Origin of the sequence: Cryobacterium frigoriphilum, from assembly GCF_004403305.1 — a bacterium.
GTDB lineage: Bacteria > Actinomycetota > Actinomycetes > Actinomycetales > Microbacteriaceae > Cryobacterium > Cryobacterium frigoriphilum.
In genome coordinates, this window is the sequence record NZ_SOHE01000074.1 from 41,150 (window position 1) to 56,478 (window position 15,329).

The 15,329-nt window shown below is 64.1% G+C and carries 22 protein-coding genes and 2 tRNA genes; 10 read left to right on the top strand and 14 right to left on the bottom strand.

Translation table 11 applies throughout. The features are described from left to right. The first annotated feature begins 22 nt into the window (after positions 1–22). From E3T55_RS17220 to E3T55_RS17255, 8 genes are all read left to right on the top strand, one after another. Complete coding sequence (locus E3T55_RS17220; RefSeq protein ID WP_134520781.1) at positions 23–385, top strand: hypothetical protein; 363 nt, start codon at positions 23–25, stop codon at positions 383–385. Then, positions 382–720: a hypothetical protein gene (locus E3T55_RS17225; RefSeq protein WP_134520782.1), complete on the top strand. Its 339-nt coding sequence runs from the start codon at positions 382–384 to the stop codon at positions 718–720. Before E3T55_RS17220 ends, E3T55_RS17225 begins: the two co-directional genes overlap by 4 nt. 371 nt (positions 721–1,091) lie before the next feature. Next, positions 1,092–1,748, top strand: coding sequence for a hypothetical protein (locus E3T55_RS17230; protein WP_134520783.1), 657 nt, complete (start codon positions 1,092–1,094; stop codon positions 1,746–1,748). Positions 1,749–2,210: 462 nt separating this feature from the next. Further along, positions 2,211–3,086 carry a response regulator transcription factor gene (locus E3T55_RS20885; protein ID WP_241993124.1) on the top strand — a complete coding sequence of 292 codons (876 nt, stop codon included), beginning with the start codon at positions 2,211–2,213 and terminating at the stop codon, positions 3,084–3,086. A gap of 166 nt (positions 3,087–3,252) precedes the next feature. Beyond that, positions 3,253–3,528, top strand: a complete 276-nt coding sequence (locus E3T55_RS17240; RefSeq protein ID WP_134520784.1) for a type II toxin-antitoxin system Phd/YefM family antitoxin — start codon at positions 3,253–3,255, stop codon at positions 3,526–3,528. Continuing rightward, positions 3,525–3,788 carry a type II toxin-antitoxin system RelE family toxin gene (locus E3T55_RS17245; RefSeq protein WP_134520785.1) on the top strand — a complete coding sequence of 88 codons (264 nt, stop codon included), beginning with the start codon at positions 3,525–3,527 and terminating at the stop codon, positions 3,786–3,788. The genes E3T55_RS17240 and E3T55_RS17245 overlap by 4 nt, the downstream gene beginning before the upstream one ends. A gap of 113 nt (positions 3,789–3,901) precedes the next feature. Beyond that, positions 3,902–4,144: a type II toxin-antitoxin system Phd/YefM family antitoxin gene (locus E3T55_RS17250; RefSeq protein ID WP_478213439.1), complete on the top strand. Its 243-nt coding sequence runs from the start codon at positions 3,902–3,904 to the stop codon at positions 4,142–4,144. Beyond that, positions 4,141–4,401 (top strand): Txe/YoeB family addiction module toxin, encoded by a 261-nt coding sequence (locus tag E3T55_RS17255; protein ID WP_134520786.1) that lies wholly within the window; start codon positions 4,141–4,143, stop codon positions 4,399–4,401. Before E3T55_RS17250 ends, E3T55_RS17255 begins: the two co-directional genes overlap by 4 nt. Positions 4,402–4,562: 161 nt before the next feature. Here E3T55_RS17255 and E3T55_RS17260 read toward each other — a convergent pair whose 3' ends face one another. The 7 genes from E3T55_RS17260 to E3T55_RS17290 all read right to left on the bottom strand — a co-directional run bounded on the left by E3T55_RS17260 (position 4,563) and on the right by E3T55_RS17290 (position 8,684). Next, entirely contained in the window at positions 4,563–4,967 is a 405-nt protein-coding gene (locus E3T55_RS17260; RefSeq protein ID WP_104191243.1) for a PIN domain-containing protein, read from the bottom strand. Next, a complete protein-coding gene (locus E3T55_RS17265) occupies positions 4,952–5,203 on the bottom strand; it encodes a type II toxin-antitoxin system Phd/YefM family antitoxin (RefSeq protein WP_035880177.1) in 252 nt (83 codons plus the stop codon). Before E3T55_RS17265 ends, E3T55_RS17260 begins: the two co-directional genes overlap by 16 nt. Before the next feature lie 167 nt (positions 5,204–5,370). Beyond that, the gene (locus tag E3T55_RS17270) at positions 5,371–5,622 is read right to left on the bottom strand and encodes a PLDc N-terminal domain-containing protein (RefSeq protein WP_134520787.1); all 252 of its coding nucleotides are present in this window, start codon (positions 5,620–5,622) and stop codon (positions 5,371–5,373) included. A gap of 108 nt (positions 5,623–5,730) precedes the next feature. Next, positions 5,731–6,099 carry a luciferase domain-containing protein gene (locus E3T55_RS21265; RefSeq protein WP_255455406.1) on the bottom strand — a complete coding sequence of 123 codons (369 nt, stop codon included), beginning with the start codon at positions 6,097–6,099 and terminating at the stop codon, positions 5,731–5,733. Further along, a complete protein-coding gene (locus E3T55_RS17280) occupies positions 6,099–7,004 on the bottom strand; it encodes a nucleotidyl transferase AbiEii/AbiGii toxin family protein (RefSeq protein WP_134520788.1) in 906 nt (301 codons plus the stop codon). Before E3T55_RS17280 ends, E3T55_RS21265 begins: the two co-directional genes overlap by 1 nt. After that, the gene (locus tag E3T55_RS17285) at positions 7,001–8,023 is read right to left on the bottom strand and encodes a type IV toxin-antitoxin system AbiEi family antitoxin domain-containing protein (protein ID WP_134520789.1); all 1,023 of its coding nucleotides are present in this window, start codon (positions 8,021–8,023) and stop codon (positions 7,001–7,003) included. Before E3T55_RS17285 ends, E3T55_RS17280 begins: the two co-directional genes overlap by 4 nt. A gap of 106 nt (positions 8,024–8,129) precedes the next feature. After that, complete coding sequence (locus E3T55_RS17290) at positions 8,130–8,684, bottom strand: hypothetical protein (protein ID WP_134520790.1); 555 nt, start codon at positions 8,682–8,684, stop codon at positions 8,130–8,132. A gap of 17 nt (positions 8,685–8,701) precedes the next feature. Between E3T55_RS17290 and E3T55_RS17295 the strand changes: the two genes are divergently transcribed. Continuing rightward, positions 8,702–8,899, top strand: coding sequence for a hypothetical protein (locus tag E3T55_RS17295; protein ID WP_134520791.1), 198 nt, complete (start codon positions 8,702–8,704; stop codon positions 8,897–8,899). A gap of 15 nt (positions 8,900–8,914) precedes the next feature. On the opposite strand, the gene E3T55_RS17300 is transcribed toward E3T55_RS17295, so the two are convergent. The 5 genes from E3T55_RS17300 to serS form a co-directional block, all read right to left on the bottom strand. Next, a tRNA-Ser gene (locus E3T55_RS17300) sits at positions 8,915–9,005 on the bottom strand. 70 nt (positions 9,006–9,075) lie between these two features. After that, positions 9,076–10,380 (bottom strand): LCP family protein, encoded by a 1,305-nt coding sequence (locus tag E3T55_RS17305; protein ID WP_241993125.1) that lies wholly within the window; start codon positions 10,378–10,380, stop codon positions 9,076–9,078. A gap of 68 nt (positions 10,381–10,448) precedes the next feature. Next, positions 10,449–10,533 (bottom strand) — tRNA-Ser (locus E3T55_RS17310). 148 nt (positions 10,534–10,681) lie between these two features. Continuing rightward, positions 10,682–11,482, bottom strand: coding sequence for an HAD family hydrolase (locus E3T55_RS17315; RefSeq protein WP_255455407.1), 801 nt, complete (start codon positions 11,480–11,482; stop codon positions 10,682–10,684). Continuing rightward, positions 11,479–12,744, bottom strand: coding sequence for a serine--tRNA ligase (gene serS, locus E3T55_RS17320; RefSeq protein WP_134520792.1), 1,266 nt, complete (start codon positions 12,742–12,744; stop codon positions 11,479–11,481). Before serS ends, E3T55_RS17315 begins: the two co-directional genes overlap by 4 nt. 51 nt (positions 12,745–12,795) lie before the next feature. Between serS and E3T55_RS17325 the strand changes: the two genes are divergently transcribed. Then, positions 12,796–13,833: a diacylglycerol/lipid kinase family protein gene (locus E3T55_RS17325; RefSeq protein ID WP_134520793.1), complete on the top strand. Its 1,038-nt coding sequence runs from the start codon at positions 12,796–12,798 to the stop codon at positions 13,831–13,833. On the opposite strand, the gene E3T55_RS17330 is transcribed toward E3T55_RS17325, so the two are convergent. Together E3T55_RS17330 and pheA are read right to left on the bottom strand one after the other, a co-directional pair. Beyond that, positions 13,820–14,350 carry a hypothetical protein gene (locus E3T55_RS17330; RefSeq protein ID WP_134520794.1) on the bottom strand — a complete coding sequence of 177 codons (531 nt, stop codon included), beginning with the start codon at positions 14,348–14,350 and terminating at the stop codon, positions 13,820–13,822. The two genes, E3T55_RS17325 and E3T55_RS17330, sit on opposite strands and share 14 nt — an antisense overlap. Before the next feature lie 25 nt (positions 14,351–14,375). After that, positions 14,376–15,311, bottom strand: coding sequence for a prephenate dehydratase (gene pheA / locus E3T55_RS17335; RefSeq protein WP_134520795.1), 936 nt, complete (start codon positions 15,309–15,311; stop codon positions 14,376–14,378). Positions 15,312–15,329: the final 18 nt, after the last annotated feature.

A 15,329-nucleotide genomic window follows, 5' to 3' on the forward strand; every position in this document is an offset into this window, starting at 1 on the left:
GGCGCTCGCCAGTGTCGCGAAAGTGGCGTTGCACGCCGATGACTCCAACGGCGAGATCGGCGGCCTGGCACACGAACTCCTCGCGCTGCACGCTGACCTGTGCAACGCCGAGCCACCGAACCCGACCACACTCGTCGAGTGGCTCATCGACGTGCGCTTCGGCGGCTCACAGGACTTCTGGGAACCCGGTATCGCCGCCTACACGGACGCCCTCGGCCCGCGCGGCCTTTTTCTGCTGGGCGAACGCCTGAATGAGCTCGAAGCCGCACTCCCCCCGCAGACCGAGGCCTGGGACTCACCCCGGCACCTGATCGGCCACTACCGGCAACGCGCGGCGGTCGCGAGCGGCGACCCCGACTCGAGACGCAGCATTCACGCGAATTGATCACGACCCTGCTTGGCCTGGGACTCACCGAACGCGCCTGGGAGGCAGCCGAGCGCCTCACCACGGATGCCGGGCTGTGGGCCGCACTCGTCGCCGCGCGCGAGAAGGCCGATCCGGCAGTCGTCGTTCCGGTACTCATCCGGCTCATCGACACCGATCTGGAAATCGCCAAACCTCAAAACTACAAGTCCGCGGTCAAGTGCCTGAAGCAACCGAGCCGGGCGTTGAAGGCGACGGATGCCTCGGCGCGGTTCCCGCTCGTCGTCGCGGGTTTGCGGGAACAGCACCGCCGTCGACCGAACTTGCTGCAGGCGTTCGACCGCGCCGGCTTTTAGCAGCCCTCCGCACGTGTAAAAAATAGGACGTTTTTTACACGTCGCCACTATGCGTAAAGCAACTTGGCATGTCCGAAAGGCCCGCGAACTGCCTGCGCAGCGGGCACAGCTACCGCGTAGCGGGGCGAATCGCCATGGTCATCCGGGATGCGGCTTCGCGTGCCGAAGATGTCGGGCATATCACCCGACCAGAACTTGGGGACACGGGAGTCATGCGCGGAGTGTCGTTCACCATGCGCGTGGCCCCCTTGACTGGGCTCTGAGGTGCGGATATACCGGTACAAGCCGACCGATGAAGACCTCTTCGTGGTCTCCGGGCCTGCCGACAAATGCCGCATAGTGGGCACTTATAGGACGATTGAGGTCCCTTCGTGAAATGGCTATTCAGCGGCCTGACCTTGGCCGCGCTACTCAGCATTACTGGCCAGAGCGCCACCGCCGCACCTGAAGCGGTGACCTCCCCTCGAGCGGATGATCGGTGCACGGCATCCGATGTGCAACGTATCGCGCACCACTTTTACGACTTCGGCAGCGATTGGACGGAGGACGGGTCCCCAGAGGCGATCTACGCAGCCCATCTCTTCGAAGACTGTCAGTTCCGGTTTTACGACAACAACGATCCCGAGGACAACCCGAATAGCCCAGAGATCCCCCATGTCTTCTCGCAGGGCGGGTACTTCCTCGGCGGCATCGCCAACTGGTTCACGGCGTCCGAATTTGAGGCGGAAGGGTTAACCGAGTCCGAGGCCGTCGCCTTGATGAAGACCTGGACCGACAGGGTCTTCTGGGGGCCAGCCACAGCGACAGACGCAGAGTTAAAGGAAATTAAGGTCGCGACGACGCCGTACGGGGATGCTTTCCTCGATGAGGATGATCCGCTGGCTGGGAAGCACAGCTCGGTCGGAAACCACAGATATGTCATCTTCAAGGCAAACACGCTCGAACCCGGCGACTACAGGTGGCGGTGGGAGAGGGCTGCTGGCGGTGCGACGTACGTCTTCTACGGTGCTGTCACCGTCACGCCGTGAACCCAGGCACGACCCCAGTCAGAGCCCGCCAGTGGCCAAACTCCCGCATAGAATCATCGATCCATGATCACCTGCGAGGCTCCACACTCACTATGGTTTTGGTCAAGTATGGGCAAAATGTGGCCACGGCTATCGTGTGCGCACCGTGGGCTCGGCCGCTGACAAGTTCGTCGAGTCGTCGTCCGACCACCTGGCCCCAGGCGTCGTCTATCGCGGCTTGGTCTGACTCATCGACCTGCTGGGCCTTACCCGCCGCGATGTAGGCCGCGATGTAGGCCGCGATGCTGAACAGTCCCACATAAACCGCCGGTCGTGGGGGAACCCTCCGCGGGACGGGAAGGCCTTGGGCCCTCGTTCCTTCGGCGGAGAGATATCCCCCAAGAGAAGGAAAAGCATCTCCCAGAGTGAGGAAAGCCTCGCCTCTGCGCGTGGAGGCGCTGCTGCGGCATCTACTGTCAAAGCATGACGAAGATTCATGCACAGCTGGTCCGTTTCCGTGAGCCGGCGCTCGGGGCGTTGTTCTTCACTGCGTGGTTTGTGCAGTCGTCCAATGGCATTGTGAGGTACGTGCCGGCGCGAACGGACACGTTCCTGACGAATCCGTACGCGGTGTTGATTGCGGCGGGCTTCGGACTGGCCATCGCGCTCTGCCGGGTTCGACCCGGCACCGCGCTGTCATTGACTGGCGGCCTGCTGGTCTTGCAGCTCCTGTTTTGGCCGGCGCGCTTCAGCCAGATCAGCTGGGTTGCCTACCTTGGCCTTGTTCTCCTTGTTGTTGGCATCAGCGCCTTTAGCCGGGTCAACCCACGCCGTGTATTGCTGGGCCTGTCAATCGTCTGCAGCATCACCGTGAGCGCATTAATGAACGTTCCGTTCCTGTCGATGTCCGGCGTGTGGGGCACCATCAATGGTGCCGAAGCGGACAGCATCGAAGTCGTTCAAGGATTCGTCATCTGGATGGTGGTAGATATTCTGCTGACGCTGGGTGCTTGGCGTGTCGGATCGCGCCTTCGAATACCAGCCAGGCGTCTCGAACAGGAATCATCCAGCGAACTTCTCACCGCTGCGGCCGCGGTCGACACGGAGATCTCTGCCCCTGATCCCGATCGCCCGCACCCAGACTCCGCTGGTTTGCAGTCGATCGCCGTCCTGTCGTCGCGCGAACGGGAAATTTTCCTCCTCGCTGCCCGCGGGCTCAGCAACAACGACATCGCCCACAGCGCTCACATCGGCGAGTCAACGGTGAAATCTCACCTCAGCAGTATTCTCACCAAACTCGGATTCACCTCTCGGGCACAAATCGTCGCTCACGCTTACCAAAGCGGGCTGCTGCGCTGATCGCAGGAAATCGAGATTCCAATCATGTTCCACGGCCTCTCCGGTCTGCAGTGGAACGCAGTGTTCGTGACAGACGAGACGTCCGCATGGGGAACCCTGAACGGGAGACCAGTTGTACATTTGATTGTTTCTTGTACATCCGATAGGTGAAATGTACGATTGAAGCATGTCGACCACAGTCCCTGTCAGCGTCTCTGATGCACGCGACCAGCTCGCATCGATCATCGACCGCGCTCGCACCGAGCACGAGCCGGTCTTCTTGTCTCGCCGGGGGCGGCGAGTCGCGGCTGTTATCGACGCCGACGATTTGGAGCGCCTTATTGAACTGGCCGAAGACATGGCCGATATTCGTGCCGCTGAGGAATCGCGTGAAGAGATGCGTCGCACGAAAAGCGAACCGACCCCGTGGGAACAGGTAAAGGCGGACCTCGGCCTCGTATGAGTCACTCGGTGAAGATCGCACCAGCCGCTGAACGGCAACTGCGCAAATTCGATCCGCAGGTCAGACGTCGAGTTCACGCAGCGATCGACCTCTTGGCAGACGATCCGCGGCCACCCAAGGCGATCCAACTCGTTGGAGGCTCTGGCGAATGGCGGGTCCGAACGGGTGACTACCGCATCATTTATGAGGTTCACGACGACCTGTTAATCGTGCTCATCCTCCGACTCGGACATCGACCCGAGATATACGAATCTCGATAAGTGCTCCCGCAACAGGAACGGCTTGCGACGGTGGTGGAGCTGTGAGTGCATCTTGTAGTCGCAACCAAGATGACGTACAATTTCCTGTACGTGAAAGGATCCCAATGCGCACCATGACATATTCAGAATCCCGGGCCAAGTACGCCGAGACACTCTCAGCGGTGGTGGATGACCGAGAAGAAGTTGTTATCACTCGTGCAGGGCACGAACCCGTGGTCATCGTCTCGCTCGACGACTACGAGTCGCTTAAGGAAACCGCGTATCTGCTGAAGAACCCCGCGAACGCGCGCCGCCTCCTCGGATCGATCGAGAGGCTCGAGGCTGGCCACGGCACGCAGCACGACCTTGACGAATGAAGTTGATCTGGGACGAGGACGCTTGGGACGACTACTGCTGGTGGCAGACGCAAGACCGCAAGATCCTCAAACGCATCAATACGCTCCTGAAGGACGTTATACGCAACGGCAATGAAGGAATCGGCAAACCCGAACCCCTCAAGCATGGCTTTCACGGATATTGGTCACGTCGGATTACAGACGAACATCGCCTGATCTACAAGGTTGAGAACGACGAAGTCCGTATCGCTGGATGTCGATACCACCACGGGCGCTAACGCAGGCCCGCAAGCCCGCAGGCCCGCAAGCCCGCAAGCCCGCAAGCCGAACGCTCAGCGGGATACCCTGCCGTTTCTGGTTGGGAATCCTCACCCGGCAAAAGATGTACCAGATGGGTCCACGATCGCCGATACGAACTGCGGCGTTCCTGGTCCTGCGGTCAACTCACCACGAGACATTCGACCCCGGGGAGGTCGTCGAAGCGCGCATTGCGGTCGGTAGTGAGGATGATGCGCTTGGTCGCCACTGCGGTTGCAGCAATGATGAGGTCATGAGCGCCGCGCTTCGTCCCGCGTGCGTGGACGTGGGCAAGAAGGCGCCCATGGGCTTCGGCGGTTGCCAGGTCATAGGGTTCGACGGGCAGCGTTTCGAGAACATTTACCAGAAACTCGGCGCGTGCGCCCCGATGCTGATCGCTGGCAAGCTCGATACCGGTACGCAACTCGGCGATCGTGACTGCGGCAATCACCAGGTCATCGTCCGCGAAAACAACATCGGCGAGGGGTCTGGTGCCTCGTTCGGACGCGATGAGCACGCCTGTGTCGACGATTAGTCGGCGGGCCATGCTGGTCCCTCGAGAATGACGGCATCGCGTGCCGCGAGAACATCGGCTGCGAATTCTTCATCGGCTCCGTGTGACGACAGCAGGGCGAGGAACTCGGCGCCATTGCTGGCGTTGACGGGGCCGATAGTCGCGATTCGGCGGCCGCCCCGCGTGATTACGACGGTTTCGCCGCGTTCGGCCTCGTCGAGGAGCGAAGCGAACGAGCGACTTGCCTCGGTTGCGGTCACTGTGTGCATAGCATCAGATTATCTGATTTGGCAATTTGACTCAAGGGCACCAACGCGCCACCCGTCGACGTGCCCGGTGGTGATTCATCCGTCACAGGGCGAACGACCAACGCAACAAATCTGGGACCAAATCACCCGGCGGACGTGCGCGTGGAGGCCGTGTTTTTTAGGAACCGCTATAAGTCTTTGCCTGGCTGCACATGGGCGAGACCTGATCGACGGCCAATCAGAAGCCATGCCAGCGGCCCGACCACCGGCACGCAAATCGTCACGAGCGCCCAGATCAGGGCTTGCGTTGACGTGAGGCGTTGAGCAGATCGTGCCAACGAGACAAGCGCAACGACGAGCAATGCGATGAAGAGAACCGAGACTGTGGTCCACGCGATGTCATACCCGGCGGGAAGAATTGGATTCAGAGTGTCGCCCATGTCGCCAGCCTAGGGCGAAGGTTCTGCGCACGGAAACGGTATCGCAAGCACAGGGCCCAGCTATTTGTCTCGCGCGGGCGACCCGTTAACCGAACCCCCTGCGGTCGTTTAGTGCCTTGGGATGCTGGCGTGGCGGGCGAAGGACAGACTCTCGATGATGATCGAGAGAACCAATTCCAGTTCCTCTTCGGTGCGCGGCCCATAGATCATGAACTCAATGCCGTAGTCCTCATACTGATGAGGCTGGGACCACCCCAGTTTGGTGAGTTCCGCGCCGCGCATCGCCGGCAGGCAAAGATGAACGCTCGTGTCATGCACGCCGTGAAGATGAACCCTCTCCAGGCGCTTCCCCGGAGCCAGGGACGTTTCAGGCAAACGCCGCGGCTTCTTCAGTTGTGGGCAAAATGTGGGCAACCGCCCCTTCTGGGGCAAGAAAAAGTCTCTGACTGATCCAAGATCAGGCAGGGCGCCAGCCATCAAGTCCAGGCGAGCGAATCCGGAGACCAGGTCTTGCCGGCGACCTCGTGGTGCAAGACCATGTCGATGAAGACGCGCATGAGTTCGGCCGCTAGGTCGACTGTCCGGTAGTCGGCGCAGAACGGCACGTCCTTCGCCTGCTTCGCGTACAGACGCCCCCAGGTCGGTGGGATAGTCAGCTCGGCGAATGTGACAAGCGATCGCACGCGGGCCTCGGCGTCGATCGCGCGCCTCAGCGCGTCGGCGCTCAAGGTCTGCGTTTTCGCGATGACGACGAGATCGACGAGGTCCTTCTCGCGACTCGACGGCCGCCCATTGTAGTCAGCCATCGTCGCGCAGACCTTGTCCGCAATCTGGTCGACGATCGGATAAAGGCGGTAGTCGTTGCTGGGGAGCCGAGGGAGGTCAAGCTGGTTGGCTGGCGCGCTGACCGTGACGTCGTCGGTGATGATGGCTCCGACAACAAGGTCAACGTGTAGCGGCTCCTTCTTGTCGGCGCCGATATAGACGTCGAAGTCGACGCCGTAGCCGTCCGTGTAAGCCTGCTGATCTCCGCCGACGGCTGATTGGCGCTTCGCATAGACGAATCTGAAGAAGTCGCCGAGGTCGATGCTGGCGAGACGGATCAGTTCTGCCAAGGCACCGTCGAGCGTGTTGTTCGCGCGGAAAAGGTCGACGTCGGTAGTTCGTCGGCCGGATGCGACCCGAGCGAGGAGTCCGGTGCCGCCCTTGAGGAGCCAGCCCGAGTCGTCGCGCCCAGAGAAGATGCGACTCAGGAAGCGCCGGAAGTGCTCCTGGCGAATCCGGTCCTGAGTAGACATAGACCTGTCAGAGGCGAAGGCGTTTCGGGCAGCATCGCGGATCGCTGCCTCGACTGCCGTCGCGCTCCGGTACGGCTCGGTCATGCTTCAGCCTCTTCCGACGCGGTCCTCGTACGCTCCAGCGCTGCGGTGGACCGCGCGAGCTGCGTCCAGTCGATCGCCTTCATCTGTGCAGACAGGGCAGCCTTCATGTGCGCCGACCCTGTGCCTGCTGCAAGGCCCTCGATCATCTTGGCGGTCGGCAGCTGGGACGGGACTGCGCTCATAGTGCTCAGTACAGCACGCAGCGACTCAAGCTGTATTTCTTGCGGGAGCGCCGCACGCAGGGCGCTCTGGAGCGCGGCCGAGTCGATCAGCGCAGCGAGGTCGATCTTCGGCATGTGCATCAGATAGTTCCGCGCGACAAGCACACCGATCCCATCCAGCGACGCAATCTGCTTGGCGATCGCCTCGCGGTCGAGTCCGGCGATCACAAGGAGCTGATCGAGCAGGGCTGCGCCGTCAGCCTTGTGATGCCCATTGCGTTCCGCTAGCGGGGCGAGGCGATCCGCGAGCAGTCCAAGATCCATATCGGACTTCCGGCTCGCGTCACGCAGTGCGTCAGCGACGAGCGACAGGTCCGTTCGATCTTCGACGAGGTCAGCGATCGTGCGTTCCGGCGTAGTCACGGGCAGCCCATCGCGGATCGTGACATCCTCCTCTGGCAGGTCGCGTCGGCGGTAGTGGAGATCGGCGCGCTGCGTCTGCCGACGGACCGGGGCAGTCAGCTCGGTGCGGTTCGAAAGGAGGTCACCAATGTCATGCAGCCACGCGGCAGTCTGCCCGGAGACCACAACACCGCGGTGGCCGTCACCGAGGCGGTCACCTGCCAGGCGCGCAGGATCGCTGCTGAGCCACGCTGCGCGCACATCGAGGTGGGCGCCACTAGGGGCACCGGCATCCTTGTAGACGCCGTGCGCGAGTCGAACGAGATCGCCGGCTTCGGTGAGGCGTGACAGGTCGAGCCGGGTCACTCCGCGCGTGGCAGCCTGAGCCGAGGTGACCATCCCCCATTGCGAGGCGGCCATCTCGGCAAGTTCGCGGAGAGCATCTCGGGCTTTCATACTTGAAGCGTATCCTTCAAGTTGATACTAATCAAGTAATTCTAAGGCTCCTCGCGACCAATCAGATCGATGGCGGCAAAGAAGGGAACTCCTCGGCCTGCCCCGCCTACATGCCGATTCCGTCGCGCTCTGGTCCCGTCCTGCCTTGGTCGATCGATTGCGCGTGGAACTGGCCGAGCTTGGCGGCTCGCGCGTCGCGCACGGTCTGGGCAGGTTCGGCGACTGCCTCCTCCGTCTGAGCGCGGGCGACCCACTCGCGGATGAGCTGGGCGGCCTCGGTGACGGGTAGCGCCTCGATCTCGGCGAGGTCGTGCCGGGCCTGGTCCGCGTGCCCGCGCCATTGGACGGCGCGAGCCTCGGCGGTGCTCGGCGTCAGGTTTCCGAGGATGCGGCGGCGCAGGGCGGCACGCTCGTCGGTGTGGCGCTCGGCAATGTGCCCCAGCTCGTGCTGGGTCTGCTCCGCATTCCGACTCGCGTCGGTCACGCGCGGATCGGTGTCGGCTCGCTGTCTGGCGACGGCCTCGGCCCAGGCCGGAATGCCAACTTCACACTGCGGCAGGCTGCCCCAGCGTCGGCACACCGTGCTCGTCGTTGCGAGATGTGCGGTGGTTGCTTCGGTCGCGGCGCGGGCGGCGGTGCGCTGCCGGGCGAGCGCGGCCACGGCTTCCGATCAATCAGGTGGCGGAGTGGCTGGGCGACGACCCGCGCACGGTCCTCAAGGTCTACGCGCATGTCCTGGGCGAGCGACAGACGATCGAGGGGCTGCGCCGCCTCAACAAACTGGCGCCGGGACCCTCACAGGACCCTCAGGCGATTCCTGAGAACGCGGAGGAGAGCGATGAAAGCCCCCAAGCGGCCGAAAAAAACGGGATCTAACCAGGTATTTCTGTGCGGAGACGGTGGGATTTGAACCCACGGTACCCCGTAAAGGGTACTCCACCTTAGCAGGGTGGTGCACTAAGCCGAACTATGCGACGTCTCCCGAGTGCCTGCCGAAGCAAACACGCGACTCTCATCCTAACGGAAAAGACGGGCCTCGCGTTTCACCCCTGTTATTGGTCGCGCAGCGTGCGGCCCGCGGTACAGGTGTAGTCCCCGGCGGTCTGCCCGGTGACCGACTCGGACAGTGTGGTCACTCCGTCGTCGGGTTCCTCCGTCGGTTCCACGGACGGGTCCGTGGTGGCCTCGGGGTCGACCGGGGCAGCATCCGTCGCCGGAGCCTCGGTAGCCTCGGGCTCGGCGGTGACCGGAGCGTTCGGGTCGGCTACCGTGCCGCCACCGGTCGACCCGCTGAGCTCGATGGCCTCGTCGTTGGAGAGAGCCGTGAACATGTCCTTGAAGGCCGGCTGCGCGGGCAGCACCCCGCCGTCGGTGAGGTTGGTCGGCGTCTGGGCGAACACGACCTTGTCCAGATCGATGTCCTTGAGCGCCAGGGCGATCGAGACGATCGTGTCGACGTTGTTCAGGCTCGTCGACAGGCTCATGTTCGAGGTGACGGCCTTGGCGAGCGAGTAGACCTTGGTCCAGTCGGAGAGGGTCTCTGAACTCTTGATCTGGCGCACGAGCGAGGACATGAACAGCTGCTGGTTGTTGATGCGGGTCAGGTCGCTGCCGTCTCCCACTCCGTGACGGGTGCGCAGAAACTGCAGGGCGGCGTAACCCTCGAGGGTGTGCTCGCCCGCAGGGAGGAACGTGTCGCTCTGCACGTCTTCGATGTCTTCGGCCACACAGACGGGCACGCCGCCGACGGCGGTGGACATGGCCATCACGCCGCTGAACTGCACCTCGGCCGCGTAGGGAATGTCGAGGCCGGTGAGCTTTTCAACCGTGAGAACCGTGCAGGCCAGGCCACCGTAGGTGAGGGTGGTGTTGATCTTCTGGCGGCTCATGGCGTTGTAGGTGTCACCGTCGGGGCCCGTGCACGAGGGGATCGGCACGAACATGTCCCGGGGAAAGCTGATCACCGAGGCGTTCTGGTGGTCTTCTGAGATGTGCAGCAGCATGGTGACGTCGTTGAGCGTGCCCAACGAATCGGAGTCGCCGAAGACGGCGTCTTGCCCGACACGGCTGTCGCTGCCGACGACGAGCACGTTCACGCCGCCCTCGATCGCATTGATCTGCGGCACCTCGGCGGCACCGTCCTCGATGTCGAGCACGATGCCGTCCTGCGCACTGTTGGCGACGTCGAAGGTGGCGATAGCGGCCACGGACACCCCGCTGACCATGACGACGGCCAGCCCGGCCGCGAGCAGCTTCGCGATGGTCGCGAAGGCACTCGACCGCTTCAACCGACCGTGCCTCGCGATGGTGCTGAGGTTCTTCGATCCGTTCGAGCGGGGGCGTAGCTGGTCGCTCACTCAGGTCCTTCCAGGTATGCGGCTTCTAGGTCCTACTGGCCTTGCATCTTCTTGCTTCGTACTACGTGCGGAGGGCGTGGGATTCGAACCCACGAGACATTTCTGCCCACCAGTTTTCAAGACTGGCTCCATCGGCCGCTCGGACAGCCCTCCAGGGTGTGTTTCGATCACGTCATAACGTACACGCAATCTGAAACGGGCGAACAACGCCCGATTCTAGCCGACGGCAACTCTCTGACATTGCCAGATCTACCTGAGCAGGTGCTGGATTCGTGTGTTACAACGAATTACCTACAAGGAATTACAGAGAACGCAGCACGACCGCGAGGCCATCATCGGTCACCGACAGCGTGGTTTCGCTGCCGGCCGCCAGCACCTCGTCGGGCGAATTTCCCATCGCCACGCCGCGGCCCGAAACGGATGCCCACTCCAGCATGTCGATGTCGTTGCGTCCGTCGCCGACCGCCATGACCCGCTCGCGCGGAATGCCAAGCTCGGCGCGCACCCGCTCGAGCGCCGTGGCCTTGTTCACGCCGTCGGGGGCGATGTCGAGCCAGGCGGTCCAGCCGATCGCGTAGCTCACCCGGTTGAGGCCCATCCGCTCGACAACGGCGAGAAAATCTTCCATGTCATGGTCGGGCGAGATCACGACGACCCGGGTGGCGGGGTGTCTGGTGAGCTCCTCGAAATCGACCCGTTCGCTGTCCATGCCGATTGTGGCGTCGGGGATCGGCTCGGTGTAGCGGTAGAAACCGTGCTCGTCTTCGACGGCGAAGCGGGCGTTGCCGAGGTGGGCTCGAATCGAGCGCAGCACCGTGCTCGGATCGAAGGTTTCGACCCATTCGCGCCGATACCCCAGGGGGGCGGTCGCGTCGCGGTGCATGGTGATCGCACCGTTGGAGCAGATCACGAAGCGCGGGGTGATCTCGAGACGGTCAACCACGGGCAGTGTGGCGGCCGCGGAACGCCCGGTCGCGAGCATGACCTCGTGGCCGGCCGCGGCGAGGCGCCGCACCTCGACGGTGACGGCCTCACTGATCGACCCGTCTTCGTGCATTGTCGTGCCGTCGATGTCAAGCGCGACGAGCCACGGCTCACTCACGTGAGCGGCTCCAGCACCGTCAGGCCGCCCAGATAGGGCTGCAGGGCCTCGGGAACGCGCACCGAGCCATCCGCCTGCTGGTGCGTTTCGAGCATCGCGACGAGCCAGCGGGTGGTGGCGAGGGTGCCGTTGAGGGTCGCGACCGGCGCGGTCTTGCCCGTTTCGGTGCGGTAGCGGATGTCGAGGCGGCGCGCCTGGTAGGTCGTGCAGTTACTCGTACTGGTGAGCTCGCGGAAGGCGTTCTGGGTGGGGACCCAGGCCTCGATGTCGAACTTGCGGGCGGCGCTCGAGCCGAGGTCACCGGCAGCGACGTCGATCACGCGGTAGCTCAGGCCGAGGGACTGCAGCATGCCCTCCTGCAGGGCCACCAGGCGGTCGTGCTCGGCCTCGGCGTTCTCGGGCAGCACGTAGGTGAACATTTCGAGCTTGTTGAACTGGTGCACGCGGATGATGCCGCGGGTGTCCTTGCCGCCCGAGCCGGCCTCGCGGCGGTAGCAGGTGCTCCAGCCGGCGTAGCGCAGAGGTTCTGCGGAGAGGTCGAGGATTTCGTCTTTGTGGTACCCGGCGAGCGCGACCTCGCTCGTTCCGGTGAGGTAGAGGTCGTCGGCGGGCAGGTAGTAGACCTCGTCGTTGTGCTCGCCGAGAAAGCCGGTGCCGTCCATGATCTCGGGCCGCACCAGGGTCGGGGTGATGAGCGGAATGAATCCGGCCGCCAGGGCGCGGTCGAGCGCCATATTCATGAGCGCGATCTCGAGCCGGGCGCCGATGCCCTTCAGAAAGTAGAAGCGCGAACCGCTGACCTTGACGCCGCGGGGTATGTCGATGGCGCCGAGCAGTTCGCCGAGCTCGAGGTGGTCACGCGGTGTGAAATCGAACACCGGCGGCTCGCCGTGCGTGCGCAGGGTCGCGAAGTTGTCCTCGGCGCCCGAGGGCACACCGTCGATGATGGGGTTCGCGATGGTCTTCACGATGCTCGTGAAGCGCGTTTCGGCCTCGGCGGCGGTGACGCCGGCGGCCTTGACCTCGGCGGCGAGCGACTGGGCCTCGGCGACGAGGGCCTTCTTCTCGGCGGGCGGCGCGGCGGCAACGGTCTTGCCGAACAGGTTTTGAGCGGCCCGCAGCGCCTCGAAGGAGGTAATCAGGGCGCGACGTTCGGCATCCGCGGCCAACGCCGCATCCACTGCCTCAACGGAGTCACCCCGCGCTTCCTGGGATCGCTTGATGAGGTCAGGATTCTCGCGCAACAACACCGGATCAATCACGCGTGCCAGTCTACAAGCGCTTTCGCGACCCGAACGGATACCCTAGGCCTCGTGACAGACACCGCAACTCCCCGCAGACAGCAGGCCGCCGTGGTCTACAACCCGACCAAGGTCGACGAAGACAAGCTGCGTGCGAGCGTGACCACCGCCGAGTCAGAGGCCGGCTGGGCCGAGACGCTGTGGTTCTCGACCACCGAAGCGGATGCCGGCCAACAGGCCACCCGCGAGGCCCTCGAGCACTCGGTCACCACGGTACTGGCCGCAGGCGGCGACGGCACCGTGCGGGCGGTCGCCGAGGCGCTGCGTGGCACGGGCGTGAGCCTCGGGATAGTGCCGGCCGGCACCGGCAATCTGCTCGCCCGCAACCTGCAGCTGCCGCTCGGCAGCATCGATGAGAGCACGGCTATCGCCTTCGGCGGAGTCGACAAGCCCATCGACCTCGGCGTCGCAACGCTCACCCCCGAGCGGGGCACGTCGGTCGAGCACGTCTTTCTGGTGATGGCGGGCCTCGGCCTCGACGCTCAGATGATCGCCAACACCCGCCCCGAGTTGAAAAAGCAGGTCGGCTGGCTGGCCTACGTCGACGGCGCGGCGCGGTCGATTCCGAAGGCCACACCGTTTCGCATCCGCTACAGCCTCGGCGGCCACACCGACCGACCGGCGCAGGCCAGCGCTATCCTGGTCGCCAACTGTGGGCTGCTGCCGGGCAACATTCAGTTTCTGCCCGACGCGAAGGTCGACGACGGCATTCTCGACATTGCGGTGCTGCAGCCCAAGGGAGTACTCGGCTGGCTCACCATTTGGCGCCGCGTCACCTGGGAGAACGGGGTGCTGCGCCGCTCGGCGGTCGGCCGCCGTATGATCCAGCAGACCGATTCGATGAACGAACGCGTGATGACCACGCTGCGCGCCGCCGATATTCGCATCGTGGTTGAGCACGCGCAGGAGTTCGAGCTCGACGGCGACGAGTTCGGGCGGGTGCGCTCGGTCGTGCTGCGCGCCGACCCGGGTGCGCTCATCGTGCGCATGCCGCTCGGCACTGAGGGCACGGGCCAGGACACAGCTCTCGAGACGGCTACGACGCCGTAGCCGAGCCGGTTGACCCGGTGCGGGCGCGGTGCCAGGCGAAGGCGTGCCAGAACAGCAGGCCCATGATCGTCGAGAGGCCGGCCGCCATCATCGTGGGGGCAAGCGACCAGGTGATCTGCTGCAGCACGATCGCCCAGGGAATTTCGCTGCCGTTATAGCTGTAGCCGTTGTTCTGGGCGGCCTGCACGATCAGTGCGAAGCCGCCGACCAGCAGCAGCGGGCCCAGCACCCACAGCGCGATCACGAAGGGGTTGCGGCGCGGCGCGAGCGGCTCATCATTCGGTGCCTCGTCGAGCCCGTCGGTTCCGCGCACAAAGTCGCCCGCGGTCGGTCTCTCCTGCGGAGCGGCGGCGGCACGGGCCGTGGCGCGCGAGCCATAGGGGGCATCCGCCGGCAGGTCGGCGCTCGGGCCGAGGCCCAGCGCCGCCCCCGGCTCTTCGGCCCGCGCCGCGCTCGGGTCGAACCCGCGCTGGAATCGGGCGTCGTGCTGCGGATCAAACCCTGCCGTATTCGTCATGCTGCCCCCTGCTGTAAGAACGTGATTACTGCCCGCCGCGCAGCCCCTTCAGCCATTCCCTGGCCTCGGTGAAGATGGCGTCGTCGTAACGCGAGGTGAATTCATTGGGAATTTTGTCCGCGCGCGGGTACGAGCCGAGAAAGATGACGTTGGGGCTGAAGCGGCGCAGGCCGAGCAGCGCGTCGGACATGCGCTCGTCGTCGATGTGGCCGTCGGCGTCGATCACGAAGCGGTAGCGGCCGAGGGAATCGCCGATCGGACGGCTCTGGATCAGGCTCAGGTTCACGCCTCGGGTCGCGAACTGTTCGAGCATTTCGAGCAGGGCGCCGGAGCGGTCGTCTGGCAGTTCCGCGATCAGGCTGGTCTTGTCGGCACCGGTCGGCGCCGGGATTTCGCTTGTTCGGCCGACGAGCACGAACCGGGTGACGGCGTTCGGGTTGTCACCGATATTGGTCGCGAGCACGACGAGGTCGTAGTGCTTCTCGATTCCCGGCGGGGCGATCGCGGCATCCGCTTGCCCGCTTTCGAGCAGTGACAGCGCGGCGGTGACGTTACTCGAGGCCGGAATGTGGCCATGGTTCGGGCGTTTCGCTTCGAGCCAGGCGCGGCACTGGGCGTAGGCGACCGGATGCGCGTTCACGACCTGCACGTCGTCGAGCGTCGTTCCGCGGCGGGCGACGAGCACGAAGTTGACCGGCACGAGGTATTCGCCGATGATGCGCAGGCCGGGAACGCTCGCGAGGGCGTCCTGCGTCGCCGACACTCCGCCGTCGACCGAATTTTCAATCGCGATCATGGCCGCGGTGCTGCGCCCGCTCACGACGTCGGCGAGGGCTTCGCCCACGTTATTCACGGCGCGCCACGGCATTCCGCGGGCCTCGGGAACCTGGGCGAGGGCGGCTTCGGTGAACGTGCCGACCGGTCCGAGAAAGCTGTAGGTGACATTGGCGGTCTCTGGCATGGCTCACAGCCTACTGCG

Coding starts and splice junctions, on each gene's coding strand:
- E3T55_RS20885 (WP_241993124.1), top strand. CDS start 2,211: ATGACGAAGATTCATGCACAGCTGGTCCGTTTCCGTGAGCCGGCGCTC.
- E3T55_RS17240 (WP_134520784.1), top strand. CDS start 3,253: ATGTCGACCACAGTCCCTGTCAGCGTCTCTGATGCACGCGACCAGCTC.
- E3T55_RS17245 (WP_134520785.1), top strand. CDS start 3,525: ATGAGTCACTCGGTGAAGATCGCACCAGCCGCTGAACGGCAACTGCGC.
- E3T55_RS17250 (WP_478213439.1), top strand. CDS start 3,902: ATGACATATTCAGAATCCCGGGCCAAGTACGCCGAGACACTCTCAGCG.
- E3T55_RS17255 (WP_134520786.1), top strand. CDS start 4,141: ATGAAGTTGATCTGGGACGAGGACGCTTGGGACGACTACTGCTGGTGG.
- E3T55_RS17260 (WP_104191243.1), bottom strand. CDS start 4,967: ATGGCCCGCCGACTAATCGTCGACACAGGCGTGCTCATCGCGTCCGAA.
- E3T55_RS17265 (WP_035880177.1), bottom strand. CDS start 5,203: ATGCACACAGTGACCGCAACCGAGGCAAGTCGCTCGTTCGCTTCGCTC.
- E3T55_RS17270 (WP_134520787.1), bottom strand. CDS start 5,622: ATGGGCGACACTCTGAATCCAATTCTTCCCGCCGGGTATGACATCGCG.
- E3T55_RS21265 (WP_255455406.1), bottom strand. CDS start 6,099: ATGGCTGGCGCCCTGCCTGATCTTGGATCAGTCAGAGACTTTTTCTTG.
- E3T55_RS17280 (WP_134520788.1), bottom strand. CDS start 7,004: ATGACCGAGCCGTACCGGAGCGCGACGGCAGTCGAGGCAGCGATCCGC.
- E3T55_RS17285 (WP_134520789.1), bottom strand. CDS start 8,023: ATGAAAGCCCGAGATGCTCTCCGCGAACTTGCCGAGATGGCCGCCTCG.
- E3T55_RS17330 (WP_134520794.1), bottom strand. CDS start 14,350: ATGACGAATACGGCAGGGTTTGATCCGCAGCACGACGCCCGATTCCAG.
- pheA (WP_134520795.1), bottom strand. CDS start 15,311: ATGCCAGAGACCGCCAATGTCACCTACAGCTTTCTCGGACCGGTCGGC.